Annotated in this window: 11 protein-coding genes; 6 read left to right on the forward strand and 5 right to left on the reverse strand. The window is 58.5% G+C overall.

Features of this window, described 5'->3' with window-relative positions:
• Positions 1–184: 184 nt before the first annotated feature.
• Positions 185–1261, reverse strand: coding sequence for an S-methyl-5-thioribose-1-phosphate isomerase (mtnA, locus tag ACX3YF_RS29975; protein ID WP_047527088.1), 1077 nt, complete (start codon positions 1259–1261; stop codon positions 185–187).
• A 108-nt stretch (positions 1262–1369) separates the two neighbouring features.
• On the opposite strand from mtnA, the gene ACX3YF_RS29980 reads away from it, so the two are divergent.
• From ACX3YF_RS29980 to ACX3YF_RS30000, 5 genes are all read left to right on the forward strand, one after another.
• Positions 1370–2704 (forward strand): TRZ/ATZ family hydrolase, encoded by a 1335-nt coding sequence (locus ACX3YF_RS29980; RefSeq protein ID WP_130206865.1) that lies wholly within the window; start codon positions 1370–1372, stop codon positions 2702–2704.
• A 58-nt stretch (positions 2705–2762) separates the two neighbouring features.
• Positions 2763–3461, forward strand: a complete 699-nt coding sequence (gene ubiG / locus ACX3YF_RS29985; RefSeq protein ID WP_007973655.1) for a bifunctional 2-polyprenyl-6-hydroxyphenol methylase/3-demethylubiquinol 3-O-methyltransferase UbiG — start codon at positions 2763–2765, stop codon at positions 3459–3461.
• A gap of 4 nt (positions 3462–3465) precedes the next feature.
• Positions 3466–4137: an N-acetylmuramic acid 6-phosphate phosphatase MupP gene (gene mupP, locus ACX3YF_RS29990; RefSeq protein WP_090467988.1), complete on the forward strand. Its 672-nt coding sequence runs from the start codon at positions 3466–3468 to the stop codon at positions 4135–4137.
• Positions 4138–4222: 85 nt separating this feature from the next.
• Positions 4223–4963: a YciK family oxidoreductase gene (locus tag ACX3YF_RS29995; RefSeq protein WP_130206863.1), complete on the forward strand. Its 741-nt coding sequence runs from the start codon at positions 4223–4225 to the stop codon at positions 4961–4963.
• Between the two features lie 361 nt (positions 4964–5324).
• Positions 5325–6251 (forward strand): GGDEF domain-containing protein, encoded by a 927-nt coding sequence (locus ACX3YF_RS30000; RefSeq protein ID WP_130206861.1) that lies wholly within the window; start codon positions 5325–5327, stop codon positions 6249–6251.
• 137 nt (positions 6252–6388) lie between these two features.
• On the opposite strand, the gene ACX3YF_RS30005 is transcribed toward ACX3YF_RS30000, so the two are convergent.
• Entirely contained in the window at positions 6389–7150 is a 762-nt protein-coding gene (locus ACX3YF_RS30005; RefSeq protein ID WP_206770352.1) for a TenA family transcriptional regulator, read from the reverse strand.
• Positions 7151–7228: 78 nt separating this feature from the next.
• Complete coding sequence (locus tag ACX3YF_RS30010; protein ID WP_448646082.1) at positions 7229–9688, reverse strand: EAL domain-containing protein; 2460 nt, start codon at positions 9686–9688, stop codon at positions 7229–7231.
• 180 nt (positions 9689–9868) lie between these two features.
• On the opposite strand from ACX3YF_RS30010, the gene ACX3YF_RS30015 reads away from it, so the two are divergent.
• Positions 9869–14314, forward strand: a complete 4446-nt coding sequence (locus tag ACX3YF_RS30015; protein ID WP_458974775.1) for a hypothetical protein — start codon at positions 9869–9871, stop codon at positions 14312–14314.
• Here ACX3YF_RS30015 and ACX3YF_RS30020 read toward each other — a convergent pair whose 3' ends face one another.
• Together ACX3YF_RS30020 and ACX3YF_RS30025 are read right to left on the reverse strand one after the other, a co-directional pair.
• Positions 14315–16132, reverse strand: coding sequence for an ABC transporter ATP-binding protein (locus ACX3YF_RS30020; protein WP_130206853.1), 1818 nt, complete (start codon positions 16130–16132; stop codon positions 14315–14317). It lies immediately after the preceding gene.
• Complete coding sequence (locus ACX3YF_RS30025; protein ID WP_177329346.1) at positions 16125–16727, reverse strand: DsbA family protein; 603 nt, start codon at positions 16725–16727, stop codon at positions 16125–16127. The genes ACX3YF_RS30020 and ACX3YF_RS30025 overlap by 8 nt, the downstream gene beginning before the upstream one ends.
• Between the last annotated feature and the right edge of the window lie 38 nt (positions 16728–16765).

Below are 16765 nucleotides of genomic sequence, written 5' to 3' on the forward strand. Positions count from 1 at the left end.
CTTGAAGGGGATCAGAGAAGCTTAGAGCTGTGTTGAATGGAGAATTTGTGGCTGATTCAAGTTGATTTGTTGGCTTTGAGGGCCCAATCGCGGGCAAGCCCGCCCCCACAGAGTTTTGCTGCGCTCACAAAACCTGTGGGAGCGGGCTTGCCCGCAATAGCGATCGATCAGGCGCCAGAGACCGTCAATGCAGACGCTTACGGCACATCAACTGCGTCATTTTCGCCGTATCCGGACGCTCGACGATGCCTTTTTCGGTGACGATGGCGTCGATCAAATCAGCCGGCGTGACATCGAACACCGGATTGAACGCATCGACATCCGCCCCGACCCGTTTGCCACCGACTTCCAGCAACTCGCGACCATCGCGCTCTTCAATCGGAATGTCGTCGCCACTGGCCAGGCTCATGTCGATGGTCGAACTCGGCGCCACCACCATGAACCGAACACCGTGGTGCATGGCGTTGACCGCCAGCTGATAGGTGCCGATCTTGTTCGCCACGTCGCCATTGGCGGTGATCCGGTCCGCGCCGACGATCACCCAGGTAATGCCCTTGGTTTTCATGATGTGCGCAGCAGCGGAATCGGCATTGAGGGTGACGGGAATGCCTTCGTTGGCCAGCTCCCACGCCGTCAATCGCGACCCCTGCAACCATGGGCGGGTTTCATCGGCGTAAACGCGTTCGACCATGCCTTCAATGAACGCCCCGCGAATCACACCCAGCGCGGTACCGAAGCCGCCGGTGGCCAGCGCGCCGGTATTGCAATGGGTCAGGATTGCCTGAGCGTTGCCCTGATGCTTGCGGATCAGGTCCACCCCCAGTTGCGCCATGGTGAGGTTGGCTTCGCGATCACTTTCGTGGATTGCGATGGCCTCGGCCTCCAGGACAGAGAGCGGATCGGCGTGATTCTTCAGCCGATCGAGCCGTTCCTGCATGCGACCCAGCGCCCAGAACAGATTGACAGCGGTCGGCCGGGAATCGGCGAGCAGAGCAAAATCCTCCGCCAGCGCCGCCTGCCAGTCCCCGCCTTCGGCAAACCGCGCGCGAGCCGCCAGCACAACACCATAAGCGGCACTGATACCGATCGCCGGCGCACCGCGCACCACCATCGAGCGAATGGCCTCGGCCACGCCAGCCGCGCTGGTGTAGGCGATCCAGGTCTCCTCGAACGGCAAAATACGCTGATCCAGCAGATACAGGGCGCCATCACGCCAATCGATGGCCTTCACTTTCTCCGCAGCCAACAGTCGATCGCGCATCCCTCACCCCGCACTCATGAACAAAAGCCGCCGATTATAGCGATCCCCCCGCGAAGACGCTCGGGTATACTTCGCCATCCTTTACAAAAGCACTGGAACCGACCCTCGATGCCGAACACTGCCGCTGCGCTCGACCTGTTATTACTGCCGACCTGGCTGGTACCCGTCGAACCCGCTGGCGTTGTCCTCAAGGACCATGCCCTGGGCATCCGCGACGGACGCATCGTCTTCATCGGCCCACGTTCCGCCGCCCTGAAGCTTAATGCAAGCGAAGTGCGAGATCTGCCGGACATCTTGCTCAGTCCCGGCCTGATCAATGCTCACGGACATGCGGCGATGACCCTGTTCCGCGGCCTGGCCGATGACCTGCCGCTCATGACCTGGCTGGAAAACCACATCTGGCCGGCCGAAGCCAAATGGGTCGACGAGGATTTTGTCCGCGATGGCACGGACCTGGCTATCGCCGAGCAGATCAAAGGTGGCATCACTTGCTTCTCTGACATGTATTTCTTCCCGAAGGTTGCCACCGAGCGCGTGCACAAGAGCGGCATTCGCGCACAGATCGCGATCCCGATCCTCGATTTCCCCATTCCCGGCGCCAGCACGGCGGACGAAGCCATTCGTCAGGGCATCGAGTTGTTCGGCGACCTCAAGCACCATGACCGCATCAAAGTCACCTTCGGCCCCCATGCCCCTTATACCGTGGGCGACGAAAACCTGGAAAAAATCCGCGTGATCGCCGAAGAACTCGACGCCTCGATCCACATGCACGTGCATGAAACCGCGTTCGAGGTGCAGCAGTCGATCGAGCAGCGCGGCGAACGTCCGCTGGCTCGCCTCGCGCGACTGGGCCTGCTCGGGCCGCGCTTCCAGGCCGTTCACATGACCCAGATCAGCGAAGAAGACCTGGCGCTTCTGGTAGAAAGCAACACCAGCGTGATTCATTGCCCGGAGTCGAACCTGAAGCTGGCCAGCGGTTTCTGCCCGGTGGAACGCCTCTGGCAGGCTGGCGTGAATGTCGCGGTCGGCACCGATGGCTCGGCCAGCAATAACGACCTGGACCTGCTCGGTGAAACCCGCACCGCCGCCCTGCTCGCCAAGGCGGTCGCCGGCTCGGCCACCGCGCTGGATGCCCATCGCGCCCTGCGCATGGCCACGCTCAACGGTGCACGTGCCCTGGGGATCGAAGCCGAGGTCGGCTCCCTGGAACTGGGCAAGGCCGCTGACATGGTGGCATTCGACCTCTCCGGGCTGGCCCAACAACCGGTCTACGACCCTGTTTCGCAGCTTATCTATGCCACGGGCCGGGACAGCGTGAAACACCTTTGGGTCGCCGGCCAGCAACTGCTGGACGACCGGCGCCTGACCCGCCTGGATGAACAACAGTTGATCGCCATCGCCAAGGCCTGGGGCCAGCGCATCAGCGGTCGCTACGAATCGTAAGCCCCCCGGACCGAAAACCGGGGCAACAGGATTTTTCAAGTTTTAGAGGACTTAAACCATGAGCAACGTCGACTACGCCGAAATCGCCAAATTCGAAGCCCTGGCGCACCGCTGGTGGGATCGTGAAAGCGAATTCAAACCACTGCACGACATCAACCCGCTGCGAGTCAACTGGATTGACGAACGCGTCAACCTGGCCGGCAAGAAAGTCCTCGATGTCGGCTGCGGCGGCGGCATTCTCAGCGAAGCCATGGCCCAGCGCGGCGCTACGGTGACGGGCATCGACATGGGCGAAGCGCCACTGGCGGTCGCGCAGTTGCATCAACTGGAGTCCGGCGTGAACGTCGAATACCGGCAAATCACCGCCGAAGCCCTGGCCGAGGAAATGCCGGAGCAATTCGACGTCGTCACCTGCCTGGAGATGCTCGAACACGTGCCGGACCCCTCCTCGGTCATCCGTGCCTGCTTCCGCATGGTCAAACCCGGCGGCCAGGTGTTCTTCTCCACCATCAACCGCAACCCGAAGGCCTACCTGTTCGCCATTGTCGGCGCCGAATACATCATGAAGCTGCTGCCGCGCGGCACCCACGACTTCAAGAAATTCATTCGGCCTTCCGAGCTTGGCGCCTGGAGCCGCATGGCTGGCCTGACGGTCAAGGATATTATCGGCCTGACCTACAACCCGCTGACCAAGCACTACAAACTGGCAGCCGATGTTGACGTCAACTACATGATCCAGACCCTGCGCGAGGAGTAAGCCGATGCGTATCAGAGCAGTTCTATTCGACATGGACGGCACCCTGCTCGACACCGCGCCGGACTTCATTGCGATCTGTCAGGCGATGCGTGCCGATCGCGGCTTGCCGCCGATCAACGACAAACATATTCGCGATGAGATTTCCGGTGGTGCCAAGGCGATGGTCGCCGTGACCTTCTCCATGGACCCTGAGTCCCCAGGCTTCGAAGAGCTGCGCCTGGAATTCCTTGAGCGCTACCTCGTGGGTTGTGCCGTACACAGCAAACTATTCGACGGCATGGGCGAACTGCTGGCCGACATCGAGAGCGCCAACCTGATCTGGGGCGTGGTCACCAACAAGCCACTGCGTTTCGCCGAACCGATCATGCAGCAGCTCGGGCTGGCCGAGCGTTCGGCCCTGCTGATCTGTCCGGACCACGTGAAGAACAGCAAACCGGACCCCGAGCCACTGATCCTCGCCTGCAAGATGCTTGACCTCCACCCGGCCAGCGTCTTGTTCGTCGGCGATGATTTGCGCGATATCGAATCGGGCCGCGATGCGGGCACCAGGACGGCAGCGGTGACGTTCGGCTACATCCACCCGGATGACAACCCGCGGCACTGGGGCGCGGACGTGGTGGTCGATCATCCGCTGGAGTTGCGCAAGGTGCTCGATAGCGCCCTTTGCAGCTGCTGACCAAAGACGCCTTGGTGGCAAGGGAGCCCGCTCCCTCGCCACAGGTTCGGTCTCCGCTTCTTGTTGAATTTGCTGTGAGGTTTTTATGTTCGATTATTCCGCTCGCCCTGATTTGCTCAAGGACCGGGTCATCCTGGTCACCGGTGCCGGTCGTGGCATAGGCGCCGCCGCCGCGAAAACCTATGCGGCCCATGGCGCTACCGTACTGTTGCTGGGCAAGACCGAAGCCAATCTGACTCAGGTCTACGACGAAATCGAAGCGGCCGGCCATCCGCAACCCGCGGTGATCCCGTTTAATCTGGAAACCGCCCTGCCCCATCAATACGATGAGCTGGCGGCGATGATCGAAAGTGAATTCGGCCACCTCGATGGCCTGCTGCACAACGCGTCAATCATCGGCCCACGCACGCCGATCGAACAACTGTCCGGCGAAAACTTCATGCGGGTCATGCAAGTCAACGTCAACGCCATGTTCATGCTGACCAGCACACTGTTGCCACTGCTCAAGCTGTCCCGGGACGCCTCGGTGGTATTCACCTCCAGCAGCGTCGGCCGCAAGGGCCGTGCGTACTGGGGCGCTTATGGTGTCTCGAAGTTCGCCACCGAAGGCCTGATGCAAACGCTGGCCGATGAAGTCGACACCGTGGCCCCCGTACGCTCCAACAGCATCAACCCGGGCGCCACCCGGACCAGCATGCGCGCCCAGGCGTATCCGGGGGAAAACCCGCTGAACAACCCGACGCCCGAGGAAATCATGCCGGTCTACCTCTACCTGATGGGTCCGGACAGCACAGGTATCAACGGCCAGGCATTCAACGCCCAGTAATACCGTGCGTCGCTTTTGTGCCGCGCCGACTTCCCGTCGCGGCACCCAAGGTTCAGTGGTTTTTCAGTCAAACAAATGCCGCACAAGTGCCCTCCACCCTTTCAGCTACCGTTAACACATTGATTTCGAAATATTTTTATTTAATTGAACGCTCTGGCATGACTTTCGCTCTACCTTTGTTCAAACAGGCAGTGTGAAAGCAGGCAAGCGGGGCTTAACTCGACGGGTTACAAAACCGCGATAAAGCAGATTAGACTTGTAAGAGATGTCCTACGGGACTGACGGACCAGTATGACGCGCAGCCCAAAGCCGCTCTCACCCAGCTTGTAAGACAGCCTTACTGCTCAGGGGCGCACAGCATATGAAATCACCTTCCCAGACCAACGCAATTGACTTCGATAGCGCCAAATTGCAACGCCTGGGTTTTGGTCAGCAGCAAACCACTCTGGAAAGGCCTCTCAGTCTTGCGCAACTGCGCCAGCAACTGAGCCTGCAGCTGCAAACCAGTCTTGAGCCACAACGCATTCTCGGACTGTTTTTCCGCGAAATTCAGCGACTCGTTCCACTCGATTCCTTGAGTTACCAGCACAATAGCAGCGACTTGCGCCTGGAGTTCGGCCAACGCGGGCATCACTCCATCAGTTACAACCTCAGTCATGAAGGTGAACACCTGGGTGAACTGGTGTTTCGCCGCAATCAGCGCTTCACCGAGCAAGAACAGGGCAACCTCGAATCGCTGCTGGCCTCGCTGCTTTATCCGATGCGCAACGCCTTGCTTTACCGTGCCGCCACCCGGAGCGCATTGCGCGATCCACTGACCGACACCGGCAACCGTATCGCCATGGACCAGACGCTGCAGCGGGAAATCGAACTGTCGCGGCGCCATTTGCAACCGCTGTCGCTATTGATGCTGGACATCGATCACTTCAAGCAGATCAACGACACCCACGGGCACAGTGCCGGCGATGACGTGCTCAAGGCCGTTGCCGCGTCGATCAAAGGCCAGTTGCGTAACGTAGACATGGTGTTTCGCTATGGCGGGGAAGAATTCCTGATCCTGCTGTCGAACACCACCCGGGAAGCAGCGGCCATGGTTGGCGAACGACTGCGGTTGGCGGCGCAAACCGAGGACTTCCTGGCTGATGGCCGTCTGGTCGGGCTGACCGTCAGCATCGGCTGCTCGACCCTGTTGCCCGGCGAGTCTGTGGAGAGCCTGTTGCGCAGGGCCGACAATGCGCTTTATGTGGCCAAGCGCGAAGGGCGTAACCGTTTGACGATGGCGGGCTGAGATTTCAGCAACGCTGCATAATCAATGTGGGAGCGAGCCTGCTCGCGATAGTGGAGTGCCAGTCAACATCAATGTTGATTGATAAACCGCTTTCGCGAGCAGGCTCGCTCCCACAGTTTTATTGCATGTTACTCGGATCAGTTTTCGGCCAGTGCCAGTCGCTCACGGGCTACCGGCGTTCTTTCCGCGTGTTCCAGCTGCATGCAGCGTTCCAGGAACAGGAACATGTAGTCGTAGCTCTTGCACACAGCCTGGCGCAATTCCGTCTGCAGGGATTTGCTCGGATTCATGCCTGCCAGGGTGCAGATGATTTCCAGCGCTTCCCATGGATGAGCATCGTCGTACTGAGCATGCATCTTCAGCCACTTCATCGCCCGCTTGCGCTCCTCCTCGGGAAACGACGCCGCATAGACGCCATTGGAACAGACCAGCGCCGACCACTCCCCGGTTGCGCCTTCAATGGCATAGTTGGTGGCCGCAATGGCCACGATCAGCGAGTCCGAGGAACTGGTGTGCCAGCACCAATGGCTCAAGGCGTGAAGCTCAGGGGCGACCTGTTGCGCCTGCAGATCTTCCAGGGTGACGCCGTGAGCACGGCTCCAGTTCACCCAATAATCGGCGTGGTTCAATTCGACGCGAATGTTGCGCATCAACCAGCGACGCGCCATGTCCTCGCCTGGGTGGCGGGCAAAACGGGTCTTGGTCAGGTTTTGTGCCATGTATAACGCGAACTGTTCAACCACCGGCCAGCCACCTATCAGGTACTGGCGCATGGTCTTTGCGCTGAGCTTGTTGTCACGCATGCGCTGATACAGTTCGTGTTCGACGACCCGGCGCTTGCTCTCGCTGCAGTCCTGGACCAATCGTTGAGCCCAGGCGGGATAACTTGCAGCTTCCATGAGTGGTCCGGTTCGGTTGAATGTATCGATCACTGTCGAGCTCCTTTTGATTGTGATTGTTGGGATCAGCAAGAGATTTCAACGGAACGTGCCAGGCGCCCTGAACAACAAAGGCTGAGGCCTGGCAGGACGACTTTGCAAACTATCGCAGGTAAACAGTTGCGGGCGCTCAATGAGATACCCTTGAGCGTAATCCACCCCGATCTCCAGCAATGCCTGCTCGATCTGAGGCGTCTCGACAAACTCGGCAATCGTACGCTTACCCATGACATGACCGATATGATTGATCACCTCGACCATGGCGCGGTTAATCGGGTCGTCCAGCATATCCTTTACGAAACTCCCGTCGATCTTCAGGAAGTCTACAGGCAAATGTTTCAAGTAAGCGAATGAGGACATACCGGCGCAAAAATCGTCCAGCGAAAAATGGCAGCCTAAGCCCTTGAGTTCATTAATGAATCTGATTGCGCTGCCCAAATTTGAAATGGCGCTGGTTTCAGTAATTTCAAAACAAATCATTTCAGCCGGTATTGAATAAGTAACGAACTGTTCACGCAGGAAGTCCAGAAAAGCCTCATCTCCGATGGTAGTGCCTGACAGATTGATCGCACACATGGCCAAAGGCCCCTGACGCTTTTCGGCACGACATTGGGCAATGATCTTGAATACGTTTTGCACGACCCACCGATCAATCAAGCTCATCAGGCCATAACGCTCGGCCGCCGGAATAAAGCTGTCGGGCAGGATCATGCGCCCGGCTTCGTCATGCAGACGCAGCAGGATCTCAATGTGTCCGCTGCCCGCGTCAGTACGGCCGAGCGGCGCGATTTCCTGGGCATACAGGCAGAAGCGATCTTCTTCCAAGGCCATGTGCAAGCGCTGCACCCAAGCCATTTCGCCGAAACGCAGGGACAGTTCCGAATCATCCGGATGATAGAGCTGAACCCGGTTACGACCTTTTTCCTTGGCCATGTAGCAGGCCATGTCGGCAGCGCGCAACGAAGCCTCGAGTGTGGTCGGATGTTGCGCGACATGCACCAGCCCGATACTGACGGTCGTCACGAAAGGTCGACCTTTCCAGACAAAGTGCAGATTCTGTACGGTCTGGCGCAGGCTCTCGGCAATAGTTTCCGCCGCCTCCAGCCCACAATTCTCCAGCAGGATGCCGAACTCGTCGCCGCCCAGCCGAGCGAGGGTATCGCCTTCACGCAATCCCGATTGCAACAGCGCGCAGATATGCCGCAGCAATTCGTCCCCCGCCGCATGGCCGCAGGTATCGTTGACCAACTTGAATTGATCAAGATCGAGAAACATCAGGGCGTGACGCCCCGTCTGCCGCGCCAGCGTGTGTAGCGCCTGCTCCAGGCGATACTCGAACTCGCGACGGTTGGCGAGCCCGGTCAATGCGTCATGGGTAGCCTGCCAGGACAGATTGGCGATGTATTGCCGCTCCTGGGTCATGTCGTGCAGCACCAGTACGGCGCCGCTGACGTTGCCGGCATTGCGGATCGGCGCGCCAACCAGCGTGACCGACACCGTGCTGCCATCCAGGCGTTGAATCAACTTGGAATGTTCACTGCCACCGCTGAGCTGACCGCTCAGAATTCGCTCGATCAACGTGAATCCGTCGGTGTGGGCATTCTCGTCCAGCAGATTGAACAGCGCCGCCAGCGGCAACCCCGTCGCCTGCTCGGCCTTCCAGTGGGTCAACATCTCGGCCGCCGGGTTCATGTAGGCAATTGCGCCTTCGACATCCGTGGTGATCACCGCGTCGCCAATCGATTGCAGGGTGATCTGCGCCCGGTCTTTCTCGAGCTGCAGGGCATCGGCGAAGGCATGACGTTGTTTGAGCAACTTGTGGGTGCGCATCAAGGCCAGCGCAATCAGGCCAAGGGCGGTGGCGAGGTTGGTCACCAGTAACAGCCGGAGAATGACCCGAGATCCCTCTCCCAGTGCGTCACTGAAAGCTTTCGCTGCCGGAGTCACTTCAACATTGATTGCAAATATCTGCGCCTTCCAGTTCTTGATATCGGCCTCGGAGGCCGGGCCGGCGGCAATGTGCCGGTGCATGTCCTGCGCAACGTCATCAAGCTTGACCAGATACGAATCACCCACCGTCCAGAGATTGATAGCCTTCTCGAGGTAACTGAAATGGCGGAAATTGAGGTACAGCCAGATCAGACTGGAAACGTCATCCGGGTGGTTGCCACCCTTGAGAATCGCCAGGCGCGCCGCTTCGATATTCGGCGGTTGATGATCCAGCGCTACCCGCAACTCGTGACCGCCCTGGGGCACGGCCATCGCGTTCTGGTATTTGCGGAAAATCGACTCGTCACGACTGTCGGCGTAGAGATTGAGGTAGTAGATGGCGTCTTTCTGGCCTTTGGACCACAAGCTTTCACCCGCTACATAGCCGCGAACCGCCGACAGCACGTAAAGGCTAACGCCACCCAACAAGGCTTGAAACAACACTACGGCGATAAATGGCCAGACGATGCCCAATAACCGTGGCGTTCCGAGTGTCCGCGTTTGATTCATGAGGTCCCTTGCATTAGCACTTCTTGCTCGTCTTCCGGACGAAATCGCTACAGCTAGACTAGGGCGCGATCTCATTCCCGGCAAGCCGGGATATTTTGGGACGCCAATATATATGTACCGCCTCGAAGTGGCTTGAAGTATTGAAGCTGGCGCTCTTTCCATTCGAGAGCGAAGCCTGTCATGCAATTACCCACTTCAACTTCAGCGCAGCATCACGCCGGTCAACTGGCGGAATACGACGCCTTACTGTCGAAGCTGCGCGATATCCCGACTTCAGGCATCCACACAGACAACACTTATTTGAGTGCTCAACCCTTTTCGCCTCTGGCTCGAGAGTTCGACAAGGGCAGCGCAAACATTGCCGAGGTCGTTCGGAGTATCGGCGCAGAAGTGCGCGCTGATCGCCTGTTGTGTCTCACGCATATCCTGAAATATTACGGGCTTGCGGTGCCTCAGCAACAAAACGCCACCACGCTTGTCCCATTGGTTCGCGAGCTGGAAGAAAGAATCGCGAACCATCGGCTGAGTCTAGAACAGGGTCTTGATATCAGCCGCCTGTTGACTACCGACGATCGTCTGAAGATCAATCAAGAAATCCGCCGGGTTCTGGGTGATGAAGAAACGCCCATCATTGACCGGCTGGCAAGGGAAGTCGAACCGGCCATTACCCTGGAACAGTTGCAACTGACACCCGAAGTCTGCCTGCTGCGCTTGCTCGACAGCCATAAGGCCCGTTATCTGACCCAGCGCTTGATCGACGTGTTGGAGTGGTACGGCACTCGCCCCGGCGAAGCATCCGCTCCGGGTATCGGCCCCCGGCTTCTGGCCGCGGCCCTGCTTGCCTGGTATTGCCCGTGGGATGACGAAGAACCCGACACCATTGCCGGCTACAGCCTGCAACAACGCTCCAACTATGGCAAAAGTTACAACCGTCTTCGTCACGAATTCGAGACTCATCTGCTCGATTCGATGCGAGCCTCCACGGCCTTGGAAAAAGCCGTACTCGGCCGTCTGCTGCTGCGACAGTTTCCAGTCGAATTTCAGGTACGCAACATTCCGGATGATCTGCCTTATGCGACCTCGGTCGTCTGGGTCAATTTTGTCCATGGCGCCAGACTCGCCCATGCCCTTGATCCGGGACTACTGCAACGTCTGACGTTTCAGCAACTGGTGGATTTACCCCTGTGCAAAAGTCAAAGCACTTCAAAGTCATTGCTTGATCTGACTGCATTGACTCGCCTCGAAGCTGCCCGCGAGTGGACCTTGGCCACGGGAGCGATTGATCCGGCCGACGAGAATGCACAAGCCTTGACCCACCCGACCACCGCTCTGGAGAAATACACCGAACAATTGAACGCTGCGATTATCCGGATGGCGGCAGAACCGCCACAACGATTGGATCTGGCCAAAAAATGCTTGGTGGACGCGCTTGGCGAAGTCAACGATCCGCTCAGTACGAGACTGATGCGCGACGACGGTAACGCTGGAAAACTCAGCAAACGAAGCGTGATCGACACTCCGCCCATTCCAGGAACGACCTATCCCCTGGTTGAGGTGTATGCCTCGGGCGGCTTGTCGTCCAACACGAAGTGGTATGTCAGCGACGACGGCAAGATCGGGTATTTTTGGATAAGCCTGTCCAGCGACGGCACTCTCAAGAACGGCCTTACGAGAGCGCACACTGGAACCAGACTCCATTCTTTCCTTTCCACCGATACACCCTTACCCGACATATCAGCCCTCTTCGACAAACAGTTCAGCACTTATCTCGATAAAGCCAAGGATGCCTACGAAACCCTGATCAAAAACCAACTCGTTACTTTGCCCTGGGTTGATCGTCAGGCTCTGGAACATGGAGAGGTCAGGGTCTACACCCTGAGGGAAGAAACCTCGAAAATCAAAGCGGATGACGAGACCAGTGAACTGATACTGCCCCTGCGGGCGCGCATGGGGTTTGTTCTGCGAGCCGATTATCGCGGCAAGGCGTCGTTTTACGAGTGCCTTCCCCGTGCCGGATTGATACGGATACGGACGGATGTTTCAGTCAAAATGGTCGGTGGTTACCGCAGAAACTTCCATGCTCCCAATGCTTTCAATGACGACTATGACGTTATACCCATCACGGGTGGCAACAAACTGCCGTTCGACTGGGAAGCCCACAAGAAAGGCATAAAACCGAAGCAGGGAGCGACCTGCTACGCCATTCTCGAACAATTGGGCGGCACCCTCAGCCGTTCATTGATCCCACCGGCACATCACGACATCTCAGCGAACCTGACACTGTCCTCGTCCCGTTCCCTGGAAATTGCCTCTTTCATTTCGAAGAATCTGTTCTACCTCGACGAAAAAGAACTGCGGGCCAGTGCCTGGGGAGAAACGAAATTCGAGCGCGATCGCGATGAAAAACACTGGCTGTACATGCTCCAACCCTTCATCCCGTTCTGGGGCAGCCTCGATGATTTGCAATCCGACAATTTCGGCGATCGAGTCCTCGGGGCCATAGGGCTGATTGTGGATATCATTTCATTTGCCATGCCTTTGGGGAAATTCGCGGCTGGCAGTATGAGGCTGGTCATCCAGGCTGGCCGAATGGGAATTCGGGCAACGCTACCCTCGCTGGGCAAACTTTCAGCGAACCTCCTGACAACCAATCTGAGAAACCTCAATCCCCTGGATGCCCTGCCTGCCCTTCTTAAATCAACTGCACGTGGCGGTCGGGCGGGCGGTCGCGCATTGGTTCATCTCGAAAACAAAGCTTTGTTCAAACTCAAGAAACTGGCCGGACAGGCTGATGAGTACGACTTCTCCCACGGCCTGACTCAAGTAACCGACCCCGGGCACTGGCGACCTCTGACAGATGCCGATCAACTGGCCATCGTCAAAGGCATTGAAGACGTCCCCGTGCGTAATGTCGTGCCGTTGGGATTTCGCCATTACCTGATCGATCCGCTGTCCTCTCGTCCGTTCGGGCCGTTGCTGTCGACTCACACCCACGATCTCTCGCTCGGTCGTTCCAGCTACCACCCACTGAAGAAAAGTGACGAGCATGTCTTCGTTGTATTGCCTGAGAAAGCCAGCGTTCGGGAAGTGCTCGAAATCGATGGCCGTACCACGGTACTGATCGACGACTTGCCCTACCGACTCGACGCAGATGATTTACGCCGCGTCGATCTGATCGATGACAGCAGCGCATTGACCCTGGTGCCCTGCCGGCCACGTCGCACGCCAAACGGCAGTAGTGACTGCCTCAGCAGTTTTGTGACGAGCGAGCCGGCCCCCACACCGCAAATCGGCTCGTTCGACGAAACCAAAGGGTACGCGCCATGGTTTGGCGACCGGGTATCCGTGCCGGTTGCACGGCTCCATCATGAAGGTCAGTTTCTTACCCATGAAGGCAATCTTTATCACATCATCGACAATGTCCCGACGCTCTACAAAGGTGACATCACCCAGCTCGGCTTTGCCAGGAAGTGGCTGGTGCCCAGCCGCGAGATACCGGCCAGCCTGATGTTCCGCAAAGGTATTTACAGCCGTATCGAGGTTAAGGGCGTCTATGAAGGCGCTGAGGACTCGCATCGGATCGGCGCCATTCTGGTGCCGTCCCTCGATGAGTCCAGCACTTATGTGTTTACCCGAATCAACACCGACAAGTATTACGTCGCGACAGTCCCCAAGGGACAAAGCTTGAGCGAGCCGCTGACCTTGAAACGCCTGCTCAAGCCCGACATGGCCGAAGGCACGCTGGGAGCGGAATTGTTACTGGTGTACACCGGGTCGTTGAGCGCCAACAACATCGCACGCATCCATGGAGTCGAAGCCATTTCGCGTGCCATGAAAACCATGGAGGAGATCGCCATTCCCATCGGAACGAACCCGATACCGGCGAGCAGCATGAAACACTTGAAGGTCGACACCAGCCCTGGAGAGGCGTTGATGTTCGATCATTCGACCCGAATGATCGTCACGCAATTGCCCCAAGGCGCCACGTCCTGGAGCCGCAGCAAGGACGCGCCGGAAGCCCTGAGGCAACGAACGGCAAACATTTTCGATACCCTGTTCGGGTCGCCGACCATCGACGCCAGCAAGGCGAACAGTGCGCTGCGGATAAACCAGACCATGGAAAAACTGCACCAGTTGATCCCGCGGCGCCAACGCTCCTACAACCCGAGGAACATCGCCTACGCCGAGGTCATGACCACGACCGGGCAACGGGAAATTTATGTCAGCGTTTCGGGAGGCCAACAGGCGACCAGTCATTTGCCTCTGTTCAAGCAAAACCTGGGCGCGGATCAAGTCAGGGTCGGCGATTCTGTCTACTTCAATATCGATCTGAATCAGCACTTTCCCATTACATCCCTTGATGTGACCGATCAAGGCAAGCTGCTGGCCGTACCGACGACCATCAAGGACATAGGCACCTACAAGCCTGTGCAAACTGTCAGACCTACTTCTCTGGACAGCGAAAGCAAGTTGATCCGTGTGATTCGGGAAAAATACCCTGATTCTGCAGCGATCAAATCCATAGACGTCGCTACGACAATGCGCCCTTGCGAGTCATGCTCGATCGTGGTGAAAGAGTTCGGTTACGACGGCGGGGCAAATGCGCTCCAAGTGTTGTGGAATTAACTACAACTGCTGCAAATGCCCATAAAGCTTGGCGTACAAACCGCCATCAGCGATCAACTGCTGGTGGTCGCCATCCTCGGCGATTTTCCCGCCGTCGAACACCAGCACCCTGTCGGCCTGTTTCACCGCCGACAGTCGGTGGGCGATGATCAACGTGGTGCGATTGCTCAGGAACCGTGCCATCGCCTGATGAAGGTTGTATTCGGTGGCGGCATCCAGTGCCGAAGTGGCCTCGTCGAGGATCACCACTTTCGGCTCGGCCAACACCATCCGCGCAATCGCCAGGCGTTGCCGCTGGCCACCGGACAAACGCACGCCGGAGCGCCCGACAATGCTGTCCAGCCCATTGGGCAGATCGCGTATCGTGGCGTGCAACTGCGCGATTTCCAGCGCATGCCAGCAAGCCTCGTCACTGCGTTCACGGCCCATGGTCAGGTTGGCGCGCACGGTGTCGTTGAACAGCGCCGGGTGTTGCAGGACCACGGCGACATTCTCCCGGACAGTCTCCAGACCGATCTCTTGCTGAGTCGAACCGCCGAAGCGAATGGTGCCGGCCAGTGGCGTGTACAAGCCCAGCAGCAGTTGCACCAGGGTGCTCTTGCCACCCCCGCTGGCACCGACGATCGCGACTTTCTCGCCGGGGGCGATGGACAGGTTCATCTGGTTCAGCACCAATTCGTCGCCGTAGCCAAAACTCAAGCCCTGAACCTCGATGCCCACCGTCTCGCGGCCATTGAACGGATCGACCCCTTTCGGGTATTCCGGCTCATCGGCGCGGGACAGCAGTTCGTTGATTCGCGAGAGGGCACCGCCCGCAGCGTAATAGGCGTATTGCAGGTTCAACAGCTGTTCAACCGGCCCGATCATGAACCACAGGTAGCTGAACACCGCGAGCATCTGGCCGATGGACAGGTCGGAAAACAGCACCGTCAGCATTGCCGCGGCGCGGAAAATATCGATACCGAACTGGAACAGCAAGCCGCTGGCCCGGTTTGAGGCATCGGTTTTCCACTGCGAACTCACCGCGTAATCACGGACTTCCCTGGCCCGCAGCCCCAGGCGACCGAGGAAAAAACCCTGACGGTTGCCGGCACGCACTTCCTGGATCGCATCGAGGGTTTCGGTCAACGCCTGGGTGAAGCGCGAAGTGCTGTCGTTCTCGAGCTTCTTCAGGTGCTTGACCCGCTTGCCCAACTGCACCGTGGCGTAGATCACCAGCGGGTTGAACAACAGGATCAGCAGCGCCAGTTTCCAGTGCATCCACATCAGAATGCCCGCGGTCCCCACCAGCGTCAGCATGGCCACGAGGAAACGGCTGAGGGTTTCGCCGACGAATTTGTCCAGGGTGTCCAGGTCGGTGACCAGGTGCGTAGTCACCGTGCCGCTGCCCAGGCTTTCGTATTCCCCCAGCGAAATACGCTTGAGTCGCTCGATCAGCCGGATGCGAATGCGGTAGACGATGTCCTTGGCCAGCGCCGCGAACAATCGCGCCTGCACCACGTTGAAGAACAAGGCTGCGCAGCGCAGCGTCAGGGTCACCAGCAGCATCAGGCCGATGTAACCCGCAGCCTTCTGCCAGGGATCCGGCAGTGCGTGGTTCATGATTTTCAGCGCAGCGTCACCATGCCCCAGCAACACTTCGTCCACCAGCAATGGCAAGAGCAAGGGGATGGGCACACTGCAAAGCGTTGCCAGCACGGCCACGCCGTTGGCGATCCACAGGGACTTTTTGTGATGAAGCGCCAGACGACGAATTTCCGCCCAGCTCAACCGATCGACACGTTTTACCGTTGCGCTATCGTCGGGCAGATCATGCACAGGCAGCGCGCTCCAGCCAGCGGCCGAGCAGCGGGGAAAGCACACTGAGCGGCTGGTAACCATTGGTCAGCAGCGCCAATTGACCATTTCGTTCAGCCAGCAAGGTCGGGAAACCGGCAATGCCCAGGTCCTGGACCCACGTGAAATCGGCAGCCGTAGCGGCGTGCATATCGGCACGATCGAACGCCGCGGCGAACTCGATGCGCGGCAGACCGGCCCGCTCCGCCAGCTCCACCAGAACGCTGGCGTGGGTAACATCGCGACCTTCGGCATAAAACGCCTGCTGAATCAGACCGAGCAGTTTCCACGCACAATCCGGCGCCAGGCTGCGCGCCGTCACCAGCGCCCGACAGGCGGGCTCGGTGTCGTAGACGAATCCATCCGGCAACGCCCCTTCCAGCTTGAACGGCTGGCCGGTGGCCTCGGTGACCGCCTGCCAATGCTCGAGGATGTAACGCCGGGTGGTCGGTTCAAGCGCCGCGCCACTGCCGGTACGCAAACCGCCCACCACCAGGTGCACGTCCACTCCTGCTGCCTGCGCCTGCTCGACCAGCGCGTTGGCCACCGGAGCAAAGCCCCAGCACCAGGAACACATCGGGTCCATCAAGTAGAGCAGGCGACATGCAGACATGA

This window comes from Pseudomonas fluorescens group sp. PF-69, from assembly GCF_054481235.1.

Excerpts from the sequence above, each read along its gene's own strand:
- mtnA (WP_047527088.1), bottom strand. The coding sequence starts at position 1,261 with ATGCGCGATCGACTGTTGGCTGCGGAGAAAGTGAAGGCCATCGATTGG.
- ACX3YF_RS29980 (WP_130206865.1), top strand. The coding sequence starts at position 1,370 with ATGCCGAACACTGCCGCTGCGCTCGACCTGTTATTACTGCCGACCTGG.
- ubiG (WP_007973655.1), top strand. The coding sequence starts at position 2,763 with ATGAGCAACGTCGACTACGCCGAAATCGCCAAATTCGAAGCCCTGGCG.
- mupP (WP_090467988.1), top strand. The coding sequence starts at position 3,466 with ATGCGTATCAGAGCAGTTCTATTCGACATGGACGGCACCCTGCTCGAC.
- ACX3YF_RS29995 (WP_130206863.1), top strand. The coding sequence starts at position 4,223 with ATGTTCGATTATTCCGCTCGCCCTGATTTGCTCAAGGACCGGGTCATC.
- ACX3YF_RS30000 (WP_130206861.1), top strand. The coding sequence starts at position 5,325 with ATGAAATCACCTTCCCAGACCAACGCAATTGACTTCGATAGCGCCAAA.
- ACX3YF_RS30005 (WP_206770352.1), bottom strand. The coding sequence starts at position 7,150 with ATGGAAGCTGCAAGTTATCCCGCCTGGGCTCAACGATTGGTCCAGGAC.
- ACX3YF_RS30010 (WP_448646082.1), bottom strand. The coding sequence starts at position 9,688 with ATGAATCAAACGCGGACACTCGGAACGCCACGGTTATTGGGCATCGTC.
- ACX3YF_RS30015 (WP_458974775.1), top strand. The coding sequence starts at position 9,869 with ATGCAATTACCCACTTCAACTTCAGCGCAGCATCACGCCGGTCAACTG.
- ACX3YF_RS30025 (WP_177329346.1), bottom strand. The coding sequence starts at position 16,727 with ATGTGTTCCTGGTGCTGGGGCTTTGCTCCGGTGGCCAACGCGCTGGTC.